Annotated in this window: 14 protein-coding genes; 3 read left to right on the plus strand and 11 right to left on the minus strand. The window is 24.4% G+C overall.

Annotation, left to right across the window (positions count from 1 at the left end):
* Positions 1 to 267: 267 nt before the first annotated feature.
* The 11 genes from R5Z65_RS07500 to R5Z65_RS07550 form a co-directional block, all read right to left on the minus strand.
* Positions 268 to 759: a GNAT family N-acetyltransferase gene (locus R5Z65_RS07500; RefSeq protein ID WP_317368259.1), complete on the minus strand. Its 492-nt coding sequence runs from the start codon at positions 757 to 759 to the stop codon at positions 268 to 270.
* A gap of 68 nt (positions 760 to 827) precedes the next feature.
* Positions 828 to 5,240: a diguanylate cyclase gene (locus R5Z65_RS07505; protein WP_317368260.1), complete on the minus strand. Its 4,413-nt coding sequence runs from the start codon at positions 5,238 to 5,240 to the stop codon at positions 828 to 830.
* A gap of 52 nt (positions 5,241 to 5,292) precedes the next feature.
* Entirely contained in the window at positions 5,293 to 5,922 is a 630-nt protein-coding gene (gene thyX / locus R5Z65_RS07510) for an FAD-dependent thymidylate synthase (protein ID WP_317368261.1), read from the minus strand.
* 11 nt (positions 5,923 to 5,933) lie between these two features.
* The gene (gene recR / locus R5Z65_RS07515; RefSeq protein ID WP_317368262.1) at positions 5,934 to 6,533 is read right to left on the minus strand and encodes a recombination mediator RecR; all 600 of its coding nucleotides are present in this window, start codon (positions 6,531 to 6,533) and stop codon (positions 5,934 to 5,936) included.
* Positions 6,534 to 6,545: 12 nt separating this feature from the next.
* Positions 6,546 to 6,899, minus strand: a complete 354-nt coding sequence (locus R5Z65_RS07520; RefSeq protein WP_369124029.1) for a YbaB/EbfC family nucleoid-associated protein — start codon at positions 6,897 to 6,899, stop codon at positions 6,546 to 6,548.
* Between the two features lie 135 nt (positions 6,900 to 7,034).
* Positions 7,035 to 8,630 (minus strand): DNA polymerase III subunit gamma/tau, encoded by a 1,596-nt coding sequence (gene dnaX, locus R5Z65_RS07525; RefSeq protein WP_317368265.1) that lies wholly within the window; start codon positions 8,628 to 8,630, stop codon positions 7,035 to 7,037.
* A gap of 12 nt (positions 8,631 to 8,642) precedes the next feature.
* A complete protein-coding gene (locus R5Z65_RS07530) occupies positions 8,643 to 9,437 on the minus strand; it encodes a YlmH/Sll1252 family protein (protein ID WP_317368266.1) in 795 nt (264 codons plus the stop codon).
* A 97-nt stretch (positions 9,438 to 9,534) separates the two neighbouring features.
* A complete protein-coding gene (locus tag R5Z65_RS07535) occupies positions 9,535 to 9,810 on the minus strand; it encodes a YggT family protein (RefSeq protein ID WP_317368267.1) in 276 nt (91 codons plus the stop codon).
* 16 nt (positions 9,811 to 9,826) lie between these two features.
* Positions 9,827 to 10,312, minus strand: a complete 486-nt coding sequence (locus tag R5Z65_RS07540) for a cell division protein SepF (protein ID WP_317368268.1) — start codon at positions 10,310 to 10,312, stop codon at positions 9,827 to 9,829.
* 19 nt (positions 10,313 to 10,331) lie between these two features.
* Complete coding sequence (locus R5Z65_RS07545) at positions 10,332 to 11,030, minus strand: YggS family pyridoxal phosphate-dependent enzyme (protein WP_317368270.1); 699 nt, start codon at positions 11,028 to 11,030, stop codon at positions 10,332 to 10,334.
* The gene (locus R5Z65_RS07550; protein WP_317368271.1) at positions 11,027 to 12,808 is read right to left on the minus strand and encodes an HlyD family efflux transporter periplasmic adaptor subunit; all 1,782 of its coding nucleotides are present in this window, start codon (positions 12,806 to 12,808) and stop codon (positions 11,027 to 11,029) included. The genes R5Z65_RS07545 and R5Z65_RS07550 overlap by 4 nt, the downstream gene beginning before the upstream one ends.
* A gap of 94 nt (positions 12,809 to 12,902) precedes the next feature.
* Here R5Z65_RS07550 and ylbJ point away from each other — a divergent pair, with 94 nt between their 5' ends.
* From ylbJ to rnhA, 3 genes are all read left to right on the plus strand, one after another.
* Positions 12,903 to 14,066 carry a sporulation integral membrane protein YlbJ gene (gene ylbJ / locus R5Z65_RS07555; protein WP_317368272.1) on the plus strand — a complete coding sequence of 388 codons (1,164 nt, stop codon included), beginning with the start codon at positions 12,903 to 12,905 and terminating at the stop codon, positions 14,064 to 14,066.
* 67 nt (positions 14,067 to 14,133) lie between these two features.
* A complete protein-coding gene (locus R5Z65_RS07560) occupies positions 14,134 to 15,084 on the plus strand; it encodes an RluA family pseudouridine synthase (RefSeq protein ID WP_317368273.1) in 951 nt (316 codons plus the stop codon).
* Between the two features lie 11 nt (positions 15,085 to 15,095).
* Entirely contained in the window at positions 15,096 to 15,560 is a 465-nt protein-coding gene (gene rnhA, locus R5Z65_RS07565) for a ribonuclease HI (RefSeq protein WP_317368274.1), read from the plus strand.
* Positions 15,561 to 17,829 lie beyond the last annotated feature (2,269 nt).

Raw genomic sequence — 17,829 nt, forward strand, 5'->3', positions numbered from 1 at the left:
AACACAAAAATATACATATCTTCAACACAAAATAATAAAAAAAACACTAATAATGATAATGTATGGTTTTTAATACTAATATTAATATTATTTGATATTATATAACTTTCCTATATTTTTATATAAAATACATTTTAGGTTACTTATAATATAAAATATATATTTTTATTAAACTAAAAACAAACACTTTTACTTAAAATATAAGTTAAAATTTAATTTTAATAATAACAAGACATAATAAAAAATTATTATATCTTGTTATTATTTCTATTTTAGCATATATTGCACTTCTATTTGCCCTAGCTCTATATCACTTTGCTTTTGAAATCCTGTTTCATAAAACCCTAAACTTTTATAGAATTTAATAGCTTCTATATTATTTTTAAAAGTCCATAAAACTATACTTGTTATAAAGTTTTTACTACAATATAATTTTAAATTATTTAATAACTGAGTGCCTATACCCTGTATAGTATAACTATTATTTACATAAAATGATATTATTTCTATACTAATTTTTGATACATTTTTATAAACAATATATCCACATATTTCATTATTCTCTGTATTTTCTGCAATAAGTATATTCCCTTTCTCAAGTAAAATATCACATAAAATTTTTTCTTTCTCATTAACATTTAATTTATTAATAGTAGCCTGTAATAAAAATTTAGAAAAAGCCTTTTTCCAAGAAGATACATATATATTAGCTATGTTTTTTAAATCAGTTTCTTTAGCATCTCTAATTTTTATTTTCATAAAATTCCCTTTCTAGCAAATATTTTTTATTGTAAAATACCTTATCTAAATAGATAAGGTATTTTATGCTAATTTTTAAGAAATATTTTTTCAAATTGTTCAATAGGTATTGGTTTAGAAAATACATATCCTTGACCTACTTTACAACCTATTTCTCTTAATATTTCCACTTGCTCTAAAGTTTCTACACCTTCACATACAACGTTTAAATTAAGCTCTTTAGCCATTTTAACTATATATTCTATTACAATTCTATCTTTATTATTAATGTTTTCTTGCGTGCTTAAAAATCCTTTATCTAATTTTATTATATCTACATCTATTTCTTTTAAAAGGTTTAAAGAAGAATAGGCAGAACCAAAATCATCTATAGATACTTTAAGTCCATTTTTTCTAAGCTCTTGTATAAAAGAATTTAAATAATTAAAATCTGTAGAGAATATATTTTCTGTAAGCTCAAATTCTACAAGCTCCACAGGTATATTATATTTATTTACAAGATTTAGTACATTTTTAACAAATTCAAAACTTATTGTATGAACTCTAGACACATTTAAAGATATAGGCATAACCTTTAGCCCATTATCTAGCCATTGTCTAATCTTTTTAAAAGTTTTTTCATAAATATAAAAATCTAAATTTACAATAAATCCATTTTTTTCAAATATAGGTATAAAATCGCTAGGCAGTACCATTTCTCCATTTTTTTGCTCCCATCTTACAAGAGCTTCTGCTCCACATACCTCATTAGTATTCAAGTTAAATTTAGGCTGTAAGTATACTAAAAATTCTTCATTTTCCATAGCATATGACATTCTATCTTCTATCAACTTTTCCTTAACGATATTCTCGTTCATTTCTTTAGTGTATATAGCAAAACTGTTTTTATGCGACCCTTTTACGTGTTTTCTTGCTATATTTGCTCTATCTATCATAGAATTTAAATCTTTATCTTTAGGATTTATTTTGTATACACCACATATAATAGTTAATCTCATATCGTTAAAAAGTAACTTTTGCATTTTATTAATTTTTTTATTAGCACTTTTTATTCTTTGTTTTAGCTCATCTTCAGATTTATATTTTATTATAGCTAAAAATATATCATCATTTGCTCTACAAAATATTTCATCATCTTCAATAACATCATATAAAATAGTGGCAAAATTTTTTAAAACATCATCACCTCTACCATAACCAAAAGTATTGTTTATATATTTAAACTTATCTATATCCATATATAATAAGGCATATTTTTGCTCATCACTTTTTGTGTTACTTAATATATTATTAGCTTGTATTTTAAATTTTGTTATAGAAGGTACTCCTGTTAGAGAATCTATATAGTTTATTTGTTCTATATATTCAGATATATCTCTAGCACACACTATATAAGCATCTGTACCATCCATCCATTTAATTTTAGAATAAGATGCACCCAACCACATATTAGCTATTTCACAAAAATAATTTGTACTATTGTTCCCTATGTATTCAATATTATCTCTAATAGGGCAATAATGACAACGCTTATCATATCCTTTAACTTTATAACAAACTTGTCCTGTTTTTACTTCTGGCATAATAGATTCCATTTTTTCATTAAAATATAATAACTCAAATGTATCTTCTTTTATTATATATGTGTATAATTGTTCATTATTTATAATAGCATTGTTTATTTGTAGCTCTGTGTGAAACTTTTTGTCTATTTTATCTTTTGTTATTTGAGTACCTATAAGCCTTGCTATAAAAAATACACCTTCTATTTCTTCATTGTGCCATTCATAAGAGTTATAACCTTCAAATCCCATAAATCCTTTTACTTTTCCTTGCTCCATAAAATAACAAGAAAAATATATATTTATGTTATCTTTTTCGTATATATATTTTAAAATATCTTCATTTTCTTGGATACTTTCTTTAGAATTATAATATAAAAATGCCTCTTGCTTATATGCTTTTAAATATTCTTTTTCATCAAATTTAATATTTTGCATTTTATCTTTAAGGGGTTTTACATTATCATCACACCATTCATATGTGTTAGATATAAATTTATCATTTTCAGAAACTTCAAATACATAAGCTCTGCTTATATTATAACTTTTACATAAAGTTGCTAGTATAAGATTAATTGTAACCTTAATATCTTTTACTTGTAAAAACATTTCAGAAATATTTATTAATACATTTTCGTATACAGATTTTCTTTTAAGATTTCTAATTTCATCTTCTTTGTTATCATCTTTTTGTTTGTCCAACAAACTTATATTCTTCATTTGTTCATTGTATATTTTATACTGGTCTTTACCTTCATTTTTAGCGTGATAAACAGCTATATCTGCTTTTTCTAATATTTCTGTATAATTATTACCATCTTGTGGATATATAGATATACCTACACTTGCTGAAATTTTATGTCCTATGTTCTTTATTTCATATGTCTTTCTAAAAACGTTACATACATTTTCTGCCATATTTATTATATACTCAAAGTTATCCACTTTCTGAAGAAATAAAACAAATTCATCTCCACCTATTCTGGCTACAAATTCTTGTTCTGCACATATTTTCTTAATACTACTTGATATACTCTTTAATACTGCATCACCGAATATATGCCCAAAGGTATCGTTTATACCTTTAAAATCATCTATATCTATTATAAACAATACGTGGCTATTTTTAGGGTCTTTTTTTATAGCTTCATTAACTATATTTTCTATTGCAACTTTATTGTAAACTTTTGTTAATGGGTCCCTAATAGATTTTTCTTTAAGCTCTTCTATTTCTTTTTTAAATTTATCTATATTAGTTATTTTACCAACTATTTTATGTGTATTACCATCGCTATCATTTATAATAAATCCTTGGTATAAAGCCCAGTTATAAGAACCTTCTTTATTTTTTATTCGTATTTCTTCACTAAAAGAGCCATTATACTCATTTATATTTTTTATAGATTCTATAAATTTTCTTAAATCATCTTTATGTATACTGCGAGTTTTTATTATATTTTTTATAAAACCTTGTTTTTCAAAGTCTACATTAAAAGTTTCTTTATATCTTTCTGATATATCTAAAATATCTCCATCAATATAGTATTCAAAAATTATTTCATTTGAAATATTAAATATTATATCATATTGTTCTTTTTCTAGCTCCAAATCACTTAAAATCTTTTTATATTCATTTATGTCTATTGCTATACATTGATAAATAGGTATGCCATTAAAATCTTCTAAATATTCACCTGTTAAAGATATACAATTTTTTATATTATCTTTTTTTATTATTTTGCATTCAATATTTAGCTTACCTTTTAATTTTTTTGCTTCCTTTATTTTATCTAATATGTATTGTCTATCTTGTTTTTCTATAATATCAATGAGTTTATTATCAAAATTTTGTGTATATTCATATTTAGAGTATCCTGTTAAATCATAAAAACCTTCGTTTGCGAATAAAATTTTTAAGTCTTTATCACATATTATTTTTATAACACCACCAGGCACACTATTTATAATACTATTTAATTCTCTATTTTTTATAATTTCTTTTTTTATAAATTTTTTATTTTGATTAATTATTATCATAAATAAAAATATAACTTGTATAAGAATTATAGTAATAACTTTAATTAAAACAAATATTAATAATTTACCTTTTTCTCTTGTATCTTTTTTTACATAATCCTCCGGCATTATCTCCAATGTGTAAAAATTGTCATCTGTAGGGTTAAAAAATGCGTAATACCCCTTATCATTATTAATAAAATATATTTCAAAGGATTTTCCTCTTTTTATATTTTCAGTATAAATTTCTTTATTAACAGGGTATTCTTCAATTTCTACTGTTTCAATTATTTCATATATATTTTTTTTATTAAAAAATTCTCCTCCAAAAACAATATCACCATTAAAATTTATTATATATGTAATAAATTTATTTTCTTTGTGTTCTTCTTTATAAAAGCTGTTAATTTCTTTTTCTCTTATATAGCTAGATATAGCTCCTATAGTTTCACCATTAAAATAAATAGGTAATACTACTTCCATTTGATCATAGTTTTCTCCCTGATTATATAAGTATAAAATATCTTTATTTTTTTTACTAGGGTTTAATATGTCCCTATATTTTTTTTTCATATTTTCAAATTCAGTTTTTGTATATATATTAATTTTCATAGGTATTGTAGATATAATAGAATTAAATTTATCTTTTATATTTTCATCTACTATATCTACACCAACAAAATATAAATTTCTTATATAACCTAATTTTCCTATTATATTTTTTATACGACTTTCAAAAAGTTGTGAATTTAAATATCCATAGTCAAAAGCTTCTTCTTTGCTTCTTTGTATATAATCATAGTTAGTAGCCTTACTATATCTATAAAAACAAATTAAAATAAGTACTAAGCTAATAATAGTGCTTAATAAAATTTTAATTGAAAGACTATCTTTCTTCTTCATTTGAATTCTCCTAGTTTTTATAATTTATTTTACTACTACCTTTATGTCAATGTTATAAATCGCCAAAAATAACAGGCAATTTTTCTTTAAACTCATTTAATATCATAGTAGATATTTCTCTTATTTGTGGGTGTGCAGATTTATCTGCTCTAAGTTTAAAGAAATGTCTCCAAGCTCTTAGATTCATTGTTACAACTATTTCTGTTTTTAAAGAATTAGGTAATATAGCTCTAGCCTCTTCTGGTTTTGCACCATTTTCTATAAGCATATTATAATTTTTTTCTATTGTAGCCATAGTGTCCAACCATATTTGTTTATTTTTTATATCCTGCTCACTATCAGATGAAAAAAAGCAAGGCTCTATAAAAGTTAGCTCATTACCAAATCTATCATTACAATAATTACAGTATCTAGTACTTTCTTGAGAGTAACTTGCTATCCTATGTCTAACTATCTCGTGAGTAACTCCTCTATCGCATATAATTCTTACAGTTATTTTTTCGTGTTCTATGACAGACTCGTGTCCAAGTTTTAAAATATTGGTTACAAACTTTTTAGCACTTTCTTCGCTTACTAAATTTTCACTTTTATAGCAAGTTCTTCCAGCACGCTCAATAGCCTTTAACATTTCACCTTCGTTTAATTCTTGTTCTATTACATAGCTCGGTTTTATAATATTCATCATTTTCTCCTTTACATTAATTGTCTACCTTGTAATGCTCTTGAAAGGGTAACTTCATCTACAAATTCTAAATCTCCACCTACAGGTACACCGTGTGCTATACGAGATACTTTTATACCGATAGGTTTTAATAACCTACTAATATACATAGCAGTTGCTTCACCTTCTATATTAGGGTTTGTAGCTAGTATAACCTCTTTAATTTCATTATCTTTAAGTCTTTCTAAAAGCTCTTTTATTTTTATATCTTGTGGTGTAATACCTGTCATAGGAGATATTGCACCATTTAAGATATGATATAGTCCTTTATATTCTCTAGTTTTTTCATAGGCAGCCATATCTCTTGGGTCTTCTACAACCATTATCATAGACTTGTCCCTTTTTTCATTAGAACAAATATGGCAAGGGTCTGTATCTGTAATATTACAACATATAGAGCAATATTTAATACTTTCTTTTGCATCTAATATACTATCTGTTAATGCCTTTGCATTTTCTATTGGCATATTAATTATATAAAAAGCAAGCCTTTGTGCAGACTTGCCTCCTATACCTGGTAATTTTGATAGTTCTTCTATAAGCTTTGTTACTTTATTGCCATAAAAATTCAAACTAAATCACTCCTAAAAAAGTCCACCTGGAATACCCATTCCACCAGTAAATTTGCCCATTTGACTAGACGCAGATTCTTCTACTTGTCTAATAGCTTCATTTACAGCTGTTAATATTAAGTCTTGTAACATTTCTACATCATCTGGGTCTACAACGTCTTTATCTATATCTATACTTTTAATTTCTTTTTTACCAGTTATAACAATTTTTACAGCTCCACCACCACTTGTTATTTCAAACTCTTTTGATTCTAGCTCTGCTTGCATTTCTTCCATTTGTTTTTGCATTTTTTGAGCTTGCTTCATAAGGTTGTTCATATTCATTCCGCCAGGAAAACCTCCACCAAATCCGCCTCTTGCCATAATATATCCTCCTTGTAAATTATTTATTTATTAAAATATTTCTTTATTAATATAATAATATATCACTTATATTTTTTATATATTAATTTTAAACCATTTTTATGTTTAAATCAACCAAAATTTTTATTTATTACATATTTATTCTATATTAACTATCCCCTCTGGAAATAGATTGGCTACATCTTCGATATTTATATCATTTTGTGTTTTAGGTTCACTACTAATAACTTTTTTATATTCTATATCATATTTAGCTCTAGATATAACTCTTATTTCATACTTTTTATTAAATAGCTCAAACAAAGCTTCTTCTATATTATTTTTTATATTTTCTAACCTTCCAACAAAAGCATCATTACATACAAGATATAAAAATTTATCTTCTAAACTTTTTGGCATAGCTTGTTGCAAATATACTTTTTCTGGCTCCTTAAATTTATTTATAAGCATTTTATAATTATCTATTGCTACTTTTAAATCTTCAGACACAGCTAATTCTCTAGGCTTTATTTCTTCTATTTTTTCTTTTATAGTATCTTCTTTTTCATTTTTTTGTATGTATATAGTTTTGTTATTACTTTCTTGCAACTTTTTTTCTAAAAAGCTTATTTTTTGTTTTATATCTGTAATATCTTCTTCTAAAACAGCAGAACATAACTTTATACAACCAGCCTCTAAAACTATCCTTTCATCAAAAGCATATTTTAATGTAGCTTGTATTTTAGAAAATTCATCTATAAGTTTTATTAAATATTGTCTATCCAAACCACTTGCTTGATTTTTTAATCTTTCTAATTTTTCTTTAGATATATCTAAGCTACTTTCTTCATTATTATTATGTATAGTAGCTATAAGCAAATTTCTTATATGGTTTATTAAATCCGATACAAACTGGTTTATATCTCTACCATTTTGTATCATTTCATCTATTATAGACAAAACTTCTATCTCATAAAAATTTATAATAGCATCTATAAATCTAAAAAATATTTCGTCATCAACTGCTCCTACAGTTTCTAGAACTTTCTCTAAAGTTATCTTTTCTTTACAATAAAATGATATACATTGGTCTAATATACTAAGAGCATCTCTCATAGCACCATCAGATATTTTTGCTATATAATACAAGGCTTCTTCTTCTATATCAATATTCTCATCTTTCATATATACTTTAATAGCTTCTACCATATCTATATTAGATATCCTTTTAAAATCAAACCTTTGACATCTAGATAATATAGTAACAGGTATTTTATGAGGGTCTGTTGTAGCCAAAATAAATATTACATAGCTAGGTGGTTCTTCTAATGTTTTTAGAAGAGCATTAAAAGCACCTATTGATAACATATGAACCTCATCTATTATGTATATTTTATATTTTCCATCTGTCGGTGGGTATTTAATTTCTTCTCTTATTTCTCTAATATCATCTACACCATTATTACTTGCTGCATCTATTTCAACTATATTTAAGTTTCTATTTTCATCAAAAGACACACACATACTACATTTATTACAAGGAGAACTGTTTACTGGCTCTTTACAATTTAACAATTTAGCAAATATTTTAGCAGTAGATGTTTTGCCTGTTCCCCTTGTTCCACAAAATAAATATGAATGGCTTATTCTATTTGTTTCTATCTGATTTTTTAATGTTTTTACTATGTTCTTTTGCCCTATTACTTGTTCAAAGCTTTTAGGTCTAAGTTTTCTATATAATGCTATATAGTCCATATATTATCTCCTTTAAATATATTTAGCAATATTTAAAACTACTCTATCTTTTTTAGTTTTTCCTACAACACCTAAAATTTTTATTCTTCCTAGCCCTCTAAGAGTTATTATATCTCCAGTTTTTACATTCTTAGAGCCAGTAGCTTCTATAACAAAATTTACAAAAGCCTTTTCTCCTTTTATATAGTCCGATACTCTTCCTCTGGCAATATTAAATGCTCCAGATAAAACAGCATCTAACCTAAGAGATGATATTATAATGTTTTTTTCCTCCATTTTAGGAGTTTTTATATTATATTCTTTTAATTCTAATACTTTTGTTTTTACTTTTGTATTTCCAACTTTATCTAAATTTATATTTATATAATCTATTATTTCATTTTTTAAAAAACATATAGCCCTATTATTTTCTATAATAATATCTCCAACTTTTGTTCTTTCAATACCAAGCCCTAATATTGCTCCTAAAAAATCTCTATGTGTAAGCTCTCTACTATATTTTTCATTATATGTTATTTCTAATAAATTTATAGGGAAACTTTTTTCATCTGGCTCTGTATATTCTGGGAAAAATCCTACAACAACTCTTTCTGCATCTTCAAACCCACCAAAAAAATGTATATTTTGCTCTATATACTGCTTGCTTAAAATAGAGTTTATTTCTAAATATTTTAAGATAGGCAAAAAATCTGTAAACGTATTTTCATAGTTTTTTACACAAAAATTCAACTGGTCTATTATTTTAGAAAATAAAATTTTATCTTCTTTATTTTGTATATTATTCAATATATTTTGCTTATTAACCATAATACATTTTCCTCTTTTATTATTAATGTTTTAAATATTTTCTGTATTAATAAAATTAAATCTAGTAGTATAACTATCTAGAGTTTTAAAATATAATTTATCCTATTAGGATATTAGCTAATATTGTTTGTATAAACTGCAAAATTAAAAATAAAATAACAGGTGAAAAATCTATCATCAATCCATCGCCTAAAGGAGATTTTCTAAGTAGTTGTCTTATAGGATATAAAAATGGTTCAGATAAAGAGTATATTATTTTTACTATTGAGTTATTTCTATCAAGTGGTATCCAAGACAGTAAAACTCTTATTAAAATAATCCACTCTATAAGCCTTAACAACATTTCAAAAGATTTATAAATTAAAATATTCATTAATATCGCCTTCCTTTTATCTCCACATAGAGTTAGGTATTTTTATACCACTAGCTTGTAATTTATCTTTAAGCTCTCCAGACATTTCAACATTAACTGGTGCAATAATCATTATTTTATCTGATATAAGCTGTATGTTACCTTCCAAAGCATAGCTAGCACCACATAAAAAATCACTTATTCTTTGGGATATTTCATATTCTACTGTTTCAAGGTTTACAACTACTATGTTTCTATCTTTTATTTGAGATACAACCTCTGCTGCATCTTCTAGACTAGCTGGATTAAACATACATACGCCCATTTGAACACTTGTATTTATATTTACAATATTAGAGATTGGTCTTTTTGTAGAATATCTATTAATAGATGTTACATTACTATTAACTTGTCTTACAGAATCCCTATCTAACTCTTCATCTTCAAATTCTTCTACATCATCATAATCTTCTTCATATTCATCACCAAAAAATATATTTTTCATTTTATCCATTATACCCATTATAGTTATCCTCCAAAATTTAATAATTTCTTTTACCAAATATTCCTGTTCCTATACGAATTATATTAGCGCCTTCTTCAATAGCAACCCCATAATCATTTGTCATACCCATAGATAAATATTTCATATTTATATTATCTTTGTTTTTACTTGCTATGTCAACAAATAATTTTCTCATTTTTCTAAAATATTGTGCATTTTCTTTCGGATTTTCAACAAAAGGTGCCACACACATAAGCCCATTTAATGTAATATTCTTAAAATTTTTTACATATTCTAAAATAGGCTCTAAGTCTTTTTGTAATAATCCACTTTTTGATTGTTCGTTGGCTATATTAATTTCTAAAAGTATAGGCATATTTATGCTATTGCTTAAAGCTCTCTTATCAATTTCTTCTAACAATCTAAGGCTATTTACAGAATGAATAAGTTTAACTTTATCTATTATGTATTTTACTTTATTTGTCTGTAAATTACCTATAAAGTGCCAAGATACATCATTTATATTATCGTATTTTTCTAAAAGTTCTTGAGCCTTATTTTCACCAAATGTACTTATCCCTAGCTCTTTTAAAATTTTTATTCTTTCTATATCTATAGTTTTTGTAACTCCTATAATTTCTATATCCTCTATTTTTCTATTAGCTTTTATACAGGATTTTTCAATGTTATTTTTTATAATTTCTAAATTTTTTGATATTATATCTTTTTGCATCATTTAGTATCAGTTTCCTCTCCTTTTACAACAGATAAATCTGGAGCATACCTGTCATAAAGCTTAATACTAGTATTTAGGCTTGGGTCTAGTATTATAAATTGTTCATTTTGAACAGAACCTTCTGTATTTATATTTTTAAAATTATATATCCCAGAATTTACAACATATATTCCCTTTTTAGTAAATATTTGATTTAAAATTAGCTCTTGTTTTGTTTTTGGATTTATTACAGTATCTCCTATATCTATTATTCCAGGAGATATAGAAACGTATGTAAATCCGTCTTCATTATCTTGACCTGATGTTTGTATAGGGACACTTACAATCTCACCTGTTGCTGTTTTTTTACTAATGTTACTTTCAACAATATATTCTGTAGGTACTTTTAAAAGTTCTTCCTCTGCAATAGCATCTAGGTTTATTTTAAATCCTTCTTTTGGCTTACTAAGTTCAAAAGTAATACTACGCTTATCCATAAAATCTATCATATTTTTATTAGACTTCATTAAAACATAGGTTTCTTTTTCATTTGGTACCATTTTTTCTACAATAACTTCTAAAGTATTTAAATCTCCATTGTCATTAATATATATTTCTCTAGTTTCTCCTTGTTCCCAACTAGATATCTTATCTGATTTTATATAGCTTGCTATATAAAAATTATTATCTTTAACTATTTTAAAAACAGGCTCTCCATCTACAACATTTACTTTAAATGTTTCTTCTTCTTTAGGTTGCATTAATGTTTGTTCCTTTGTAAGCTTGTCTTTATTTTCAAAATTAATAGTTTCTTCTAAACCATCTGAATAATATGATAATATCCCTGAATCATTAGAAAATATATTTTCCATATTTTGATTTACTTTTTGTTCTTTAGATGCTTTTTGAATAGATAAATCTTGAACACTACCAACGTTTTCTGATAATAACATCTGGTTTCTTATTCTAATCTTTTTATTAATAGAATCCTTTATTTCATAAATCTTTGATATATCAGATGTAGATAAGCCACTTATAGATTTATCTAAATCTTTTTGTATTTGACTATCTATTTTTTTTACATCTTCATAAAACATAGATAATTCATCTCTTCGCTCTTGAAGTTGCAATATTTTTTCATTAATAGTTGCTATATCTTCTTCTGCTGTTTTTATTTCTTGTTGATTTTTTATTGTAGCAATTTCTTCTCCTTTTCTTACCCGTTCGTTTTCGCTTTTATTAAATGTAAGAATGCCACTTTTAGATGTTTTATACACTGTTTCATTTCTAATTATAATCCCCTTAAATTGGGTACTATCCTCTACCGAACCATACAATATAGTTTCATAGTCTATTGGTTTCTTATTTAGTGTTTTTAATAATGACACGCCAAAATATGATATAATAAGAACAAATATAACAAAAGTAAATAATTTATGTATTGTAGAAATATTTCTATTTTTAGGTTTTTTCTTTGCTCTATATATCTTTTTATTTTGTATTGTTCCATTGGATTCGCTATAATCATTATACCTTCTATATTCATAAATGTTATTTATATTTCTATTACTATTTGTATTTCTAACATTACTTGTTCTTGTAATAGCACTATTGTATCTACTCTGTCTAACATTACTGCTATTATATACTCTATTATAAGTTGGAATTCTGGGATAGTCTTTTATGTTATAATTATTTGGTTGTTGGTTATATTTTTTTTCTATATTAGCTATTTCTTGTTTTTTAGAATTTTTTTTCTTTGTATCGAACTTTTTAACATTCTGATTTTTCCTATCCATAAGTCACCTCCTTATATTTTTATAATAGCTTGTAATATATTTAAAATAATATTTATATAATATATAAATAAATAAAAAGTAAAGTAGTGATACAATGAAATATTTAAAAAATTTAAGTTATTATATTATACCATTATTAGTTGCATTTTTCAATATATTAATTATAATTGTTCCTAGCGTAGTTATATCTTCTGCTCAATCTGGACTTTTATTATGGTTTAATAAAATATTACCTTCTATATTGCCATTTTTAATAGGCACTAATATATTAATCCATTTAGGATTTATAGATTTTTTAGGTGTATTGTTAGACCCATTTATGAAAAGGTTTTTTAATGTATCTGGTTGTGGTGCATTTGCATTAGTTTTAGGAATGCTATCAGGGTATCCCGTTGGTGCAAAAATAACAGCTAGTTTAAGAGAAAATAATAAATTATCTCAAGTAGAAGCACAAAGACTTATTAGCTTTACTAATAACTCTGGGCCACTTTTTATAATTGGAGCTATTGGTATAGGAATGTTTAAAAACGTTTATATTGGTTATTTAATTTTATTTATACATTACATATCTGCTATAACAGTAGGATTTTTATTTAGGTTTTATAAAAAATCTGATGCTATAATGGTAAATAATAATGTTTATTTTAAAGATGCTCTTTTAAAGTTAAAACTTGCTAGGATAAAAAGTAATAAAACAATAGGACAAATTTTAGGAGAAAGTGTAAAAAGTAGTTTAGAAACAATATCTATGGTAGGCGGTTTTGTAATATTATTTTCTGTTATTTCAGAACTTTTTAAAATATCTGGTATATTCGAAAAATTAGGCACAATAATATTTCCTAGCTTTTTACAACCTTTTAGTAACGGATTTTTTATGGGAATTATAGAAATAACAAATGGTATAAATATACTATCCTCTTTAGATGGTGTAAATGGTATAATTATTACCTGTGGGCTTGTATCATTTTCTGGATTATCTATATTAGCCCAAACATCTAGTATGATATATAAATCGGATATAAAGATGAATGTGTATTTTATATCTAAAGTATTACATAGTATTTTTTCTATTTTATATGGAATTATGTTTATACCTATATTTAATAAACTATTGTTAAATAATACTGCATCTGTTTTTAAAGACTTTAATAATCCAAGCCTTAAATATTCTTCTATTAATTTTTTATTAGGTATAGTTATCTTAATACTATTATCCATATTTTGTAAATATATTTTTAAGAAAAAAATAAATTTTTAAAATAAGTTTTTGACAAAGTATACCTATTATTATATAATTATTAGATAAAATTTATTGTAGGTGAAATATGGTAGAAATTAAAATTAATAAACTTAACGAAAATCAAAGGTTAGATAAATACCTTTTAAAATATCTTAATAAAGCTCCTAAATCATTTATTTATAAAATGCTTAGGAAAAAAAATATAAAATTAAATGGTAAAAAAGCAGAAGGTAATGAAATAATTATAAGTGGTGATATTATAAATATATATTTATCTGATGATACTATAAATAGTTTTAAGGAAGATAAGCAAATAAATAAAACCAACCAAGATTTTAAAATAATCTTTGAAGATAAAAATATTATACTGTGCTATAAGCCTATAAATTTAGTTTCACAACCAGATATATCAAACAAAAACAATTCTTTAAATGACCAGCTTATTTTTTATATGCACAATAAGGGTGAATACATTTTATCATCTGATTTTACCCCTTCTATATGTAATAGGCTAGATAGAAACACAAGTGGAATAATAACTTTTGGTAAAAACTTAAAGGCATTGCAAAGTCTAAATAAAGCTTTTAAAAATAACTTAATAGATAAGTATTATTTAACAGCAGTATATGGTAATGTAACCCAATCTGGTACTATTGAACTTTACCATAAAAAAGATGGAAATAAAGTAGTTTTATCGAAAAAATACATTCCAAATAGTAAAAAAATTATAACAGAGTATCAACCTATTGCAAATAAAGATAATAAAACATTATTAAATATAAAACTTATAACTGGTAAAACACATCAAATAAGAGCATCTTTAGAACATATAGGGTATCCTATAATAGGAGATAAAAAATATAACAATAATAACTTTAACCATTTTAATTTAAAGTATCAATTTTTACATTGTTATAAAATACACTTTAAGCATCAAGATGAATTTTTAAACTATTTGTCAGATAAAACTTTTATTTGCAAAAATATGGATAATTCATTTAAAAATTTACTAGATTTTTTTAACTATAATATTTAAAGGAGCTATTTATGAAAGAAATTGAAATTTATACAGATGGTGCTTGCTCTGGAAACCCTGGCATTGGTGGATATGGTATTGTATTTTTATATAATGGGCATAGAAAAGAGTTTTCTAAAGGTTATAAATTTACAACCAATAATAGAATGGAAACAATGGCAGTTATAAAAGCATTAAAAATATTAAAAGAACCCTGCAATGTTACATTATATACAGATTCTAGCTATGTTGTAAATGCTATAAATAAAGGCTGGCTTTATAATTGGAAAAAAAGTAATTGGATAAATTCTAGCAAAAAACCTACTCCAAACGTTGACCTTTGGGAAGAACTTTTACCTTTATTAAAAATACATAATATTAAATTTGTATGGGTAAAAGGACACTCAGATAATGAAGAAAATAATAGATGTGATTTTCTTGCAAGGCAAGCTATGAAAAATGATAATTTATCAGATGATATAAATTATAAGAATTAATTTAATCAAAACCACCCGTTAAATGGGTGGTTTACTCAAGTCCTATATATGTATCTTATTGGATGAACCTTGCTACAATAGGATTGTAAAATCTAGCTATTAAGCAATATTGCCTAGTTATAGGGTTTAACTTTCATCAGATTTTACTAATGCAAAACTCAAATACTTTTCATTTGCCTAACATATCTTTGTAGGTGAATGTTGTCCATTAAATTTAAAACGGGTTTTTATTGTTTCTTTTTGACTTGTAACATTTCTCCAAGCGACATACTCATACTCATTTAAACTTTGCTATCATATACTGGGTTATACTTCCCATTTCATCATTTACATAATGATAGTAAGTCTTGGCGTAATCGCTACTACTTGCCAAAATCCCTGAACCTCTTATATATATCGTCCATTCATTTTCTTTTTCTGCTATTACTTCCCTACTTGTATTAAAAATAAATTGATTAAGTTGTCCATTCTCTTCCACTTCATAACGTAAGCTTTCTGTATCATATCTGTTGATTTGTATATCCCCATTAAATGTTTCTACTTTTGTTGTTTGGTTAAAATCATCGTATGTATAGTTAGCTTTATCATCTTGTAGTAAATTACCTGAATTATCCCATTTAAAGTTAGTTGTTTTATTGTCTTTTATAAAAATAGAAAACCAAGCTAGTTATTAGTCTTATTTTCTTTAGGTTGTTTGTCATCAGTTATGGAAAACATTTGTTAGTTTCAAAATATCTTAATACTAGTTTTATTTTGTATATAATTTTTGCTAATTTATTTAAATTTCTCCTATCATAACATCAGTCCCATGATATATATATAATTTGCTTAAAATTTTCTGATAATAAAATTGAACATTCTGTATTAGTATAATGTATTTCATTAATAAATTCCTTACTTTGAAAAAAGTTTGATATTTGACACTTTACAATAGGAAAATTTTCCCCGCATATAATGTAATAATATTTATAAAATGTATTTTATTAATATTTTTAATTTACTTTTTTAATTTACTTTTTTAATTTTATGTTATTTCCTATTTTCAAGGTAATAATATAGCATTATTTAAAATGTTAAAACAACTAAATATAATGCAAAATAAAATTAGCATTAGCATTAAAACCTAATGGTATAATTATAAAAGTACTATAAAAACTTTTAATATCGCCACTACTAAAGAAAATAATTCTTGATAATAAAAATATTATATGTATCAAATCAATTATATTAAATACCTTAAGATTATTCATTGTTCACTTCTTTATATAAAATTCTGTATATTATTTTGTATTTTTTAATATCATATTCATATTTTTCTCATCTATAATCTTTTACTTTAGTAGAATTAATACGAACTTCACCTATACCATTATAAGAGAATACATATTTAAAAGTATGTGAAACTCAAACATTACCATAGCTATATGTAATCATATTAACAAAATCTGTATCTCTATCAAGTAAAACTCCTTTTGGTAGATTTTCTTTTGTATGTTTTTCATTTACATTTTCTAACCTATAATCAACTTAAAAGTATCCATAATCAAACTCTTTTCCATTTTTATCATAATTAACTGATATAAATTTTAAATTATGTATATTATTCCTGTCGCATTGTTTATGATAAATAGATATTACTATTAGAAATAATTTTCATTTACTTTCTTTATTTTGTGAGTTTATGCAAATATCTTCTTTTACCATAAATCCTAAATGTTAATCTTTTGTGTGTTGCTCTACTCTACCTTGAACCATATTTCAAGGTTTATTAATGATTTGTTTTAAGTAATTAATAAATCCTTCTGGGCTTTCAGTTAAGTTTATTCCCGTACCTTCACTATCTAATAGTCTTTTTAAAACTTCTGTAATTAATAACATCGCTAATATTATATAAATATTCACTTACAACTTTGTTTTAGTGTTATACTAAGTTATTTTTTATAAAATTATTTATAAACTCTATTCCACTTAGTAACATATAATATAATACTGGGAAATAAATTATACTTAATATCTTTTCAATTTTACCTTTCTTGTAAATAATAGTTATAAAAATTAATAAAAATAAAAAAATAATTATATTACCTATTGATACAATTATTGAAAGTATCATTCCAAATAGCCCTAATATACTATTATTATTTAAAGCTAATAATATTAAGTATATAAGGAATCCTCCAAATGAAATAATTATTGGAAATATTAAATTTAGCCCAAATTTAAGAGCATCTGGAAATGTTATATGTAAATTGAAAAATCCCAATATTAT

The organism is uncultured Tyzzerella sp. (assembly GCF_963558545.1).
Lineage (GTDB): Bacteria > Bacillota > Clostridia > Lachnospirales > CAG-274 > Tyzzerella.

Bases quoted from the DNA above. Each gene is read 5' to 3' on its own strand.
- R5Z65_RS07505 (WP_317368260.1), bottom strand. From the start codon at position 5,240: ATGAAGAAGAAAGATAGTCTTTCAATTAAAATTTTATTAAGCACTATT.
- R5Z65_RS07500 (WP_317368259.1), bottom strand. From the start codon at position 759: ATGAAAATAAAAATTAGAGATGCTAAAGAAACTGATTTAAAAAACATA.
- R5Z65_RS07535 (WP_317368267.1), bottom strand. From the start codon at position 9,810: ATGAATATTTTAATTTATAAATCTTTTGAAATGTTGTTAAGGCTTATA.
- R5Z65_RS07550 (WP_317368271.1), bottom strand. From the start codon at position 12,808: ATGGATAGGAAAAATCAGAATGTTAAAAAGTTCGATACAAAGAAAAAA.
- ylbJ (WP_317368272.1), top strand. From the start codon at position 12,903: ATGAAATATTTAAAAAATTTAAGTTATTATATTATACCATTATTAGTT.
- R5Z65_RS07560 (WP_317368273.1), top strand. From the start codon at position 14,134: ATGGTAGAAATTAAAATTAATAAACTTAACGAAAATCAAAGGTTAGAT.
- R5Z65_RS07540 (WP_317368268.1), bottom strand. From the start codon at position 10,312: ATGGGTATAATGGATAAAATGAAAAATATATTTTTTGGTGATGAATAT.
- R5Z65_RS07545 (WP_317368270.1), bottom strand. From the start codon at position 11,030: ATGATGCAAAAAGATATAATATCAAAAAATTTAGAAATTATAAAAAAT.
- dnaX (WP_317368265.1), bottom strand. From the start codon at position 8,630: ATGGACTATATAGCATTATATAGAAAACTTAGACCTAAAAGCTTTGAA.
- thyX (WP_317368261.1), bottom strand. From the start codon at position 5,922: ATGAATATTATAAAACCGAGCTATGTAATAGAACAAGAATTAAACGAA.
- rnhA (WP_317368274.1), top strand. From the start codon at position 15,096: ATGAAAGAAATTGAAATTTATACAGATGGTGCTTGCTCTGGAAACCCT.
- R5Z65_RS07530 (WP_317368266.1), bottom strand. From the start codon at position 9,437: ATGGTTAATAAGCAAAATATATTGAATAATATACAAAATAAAGAAGAT.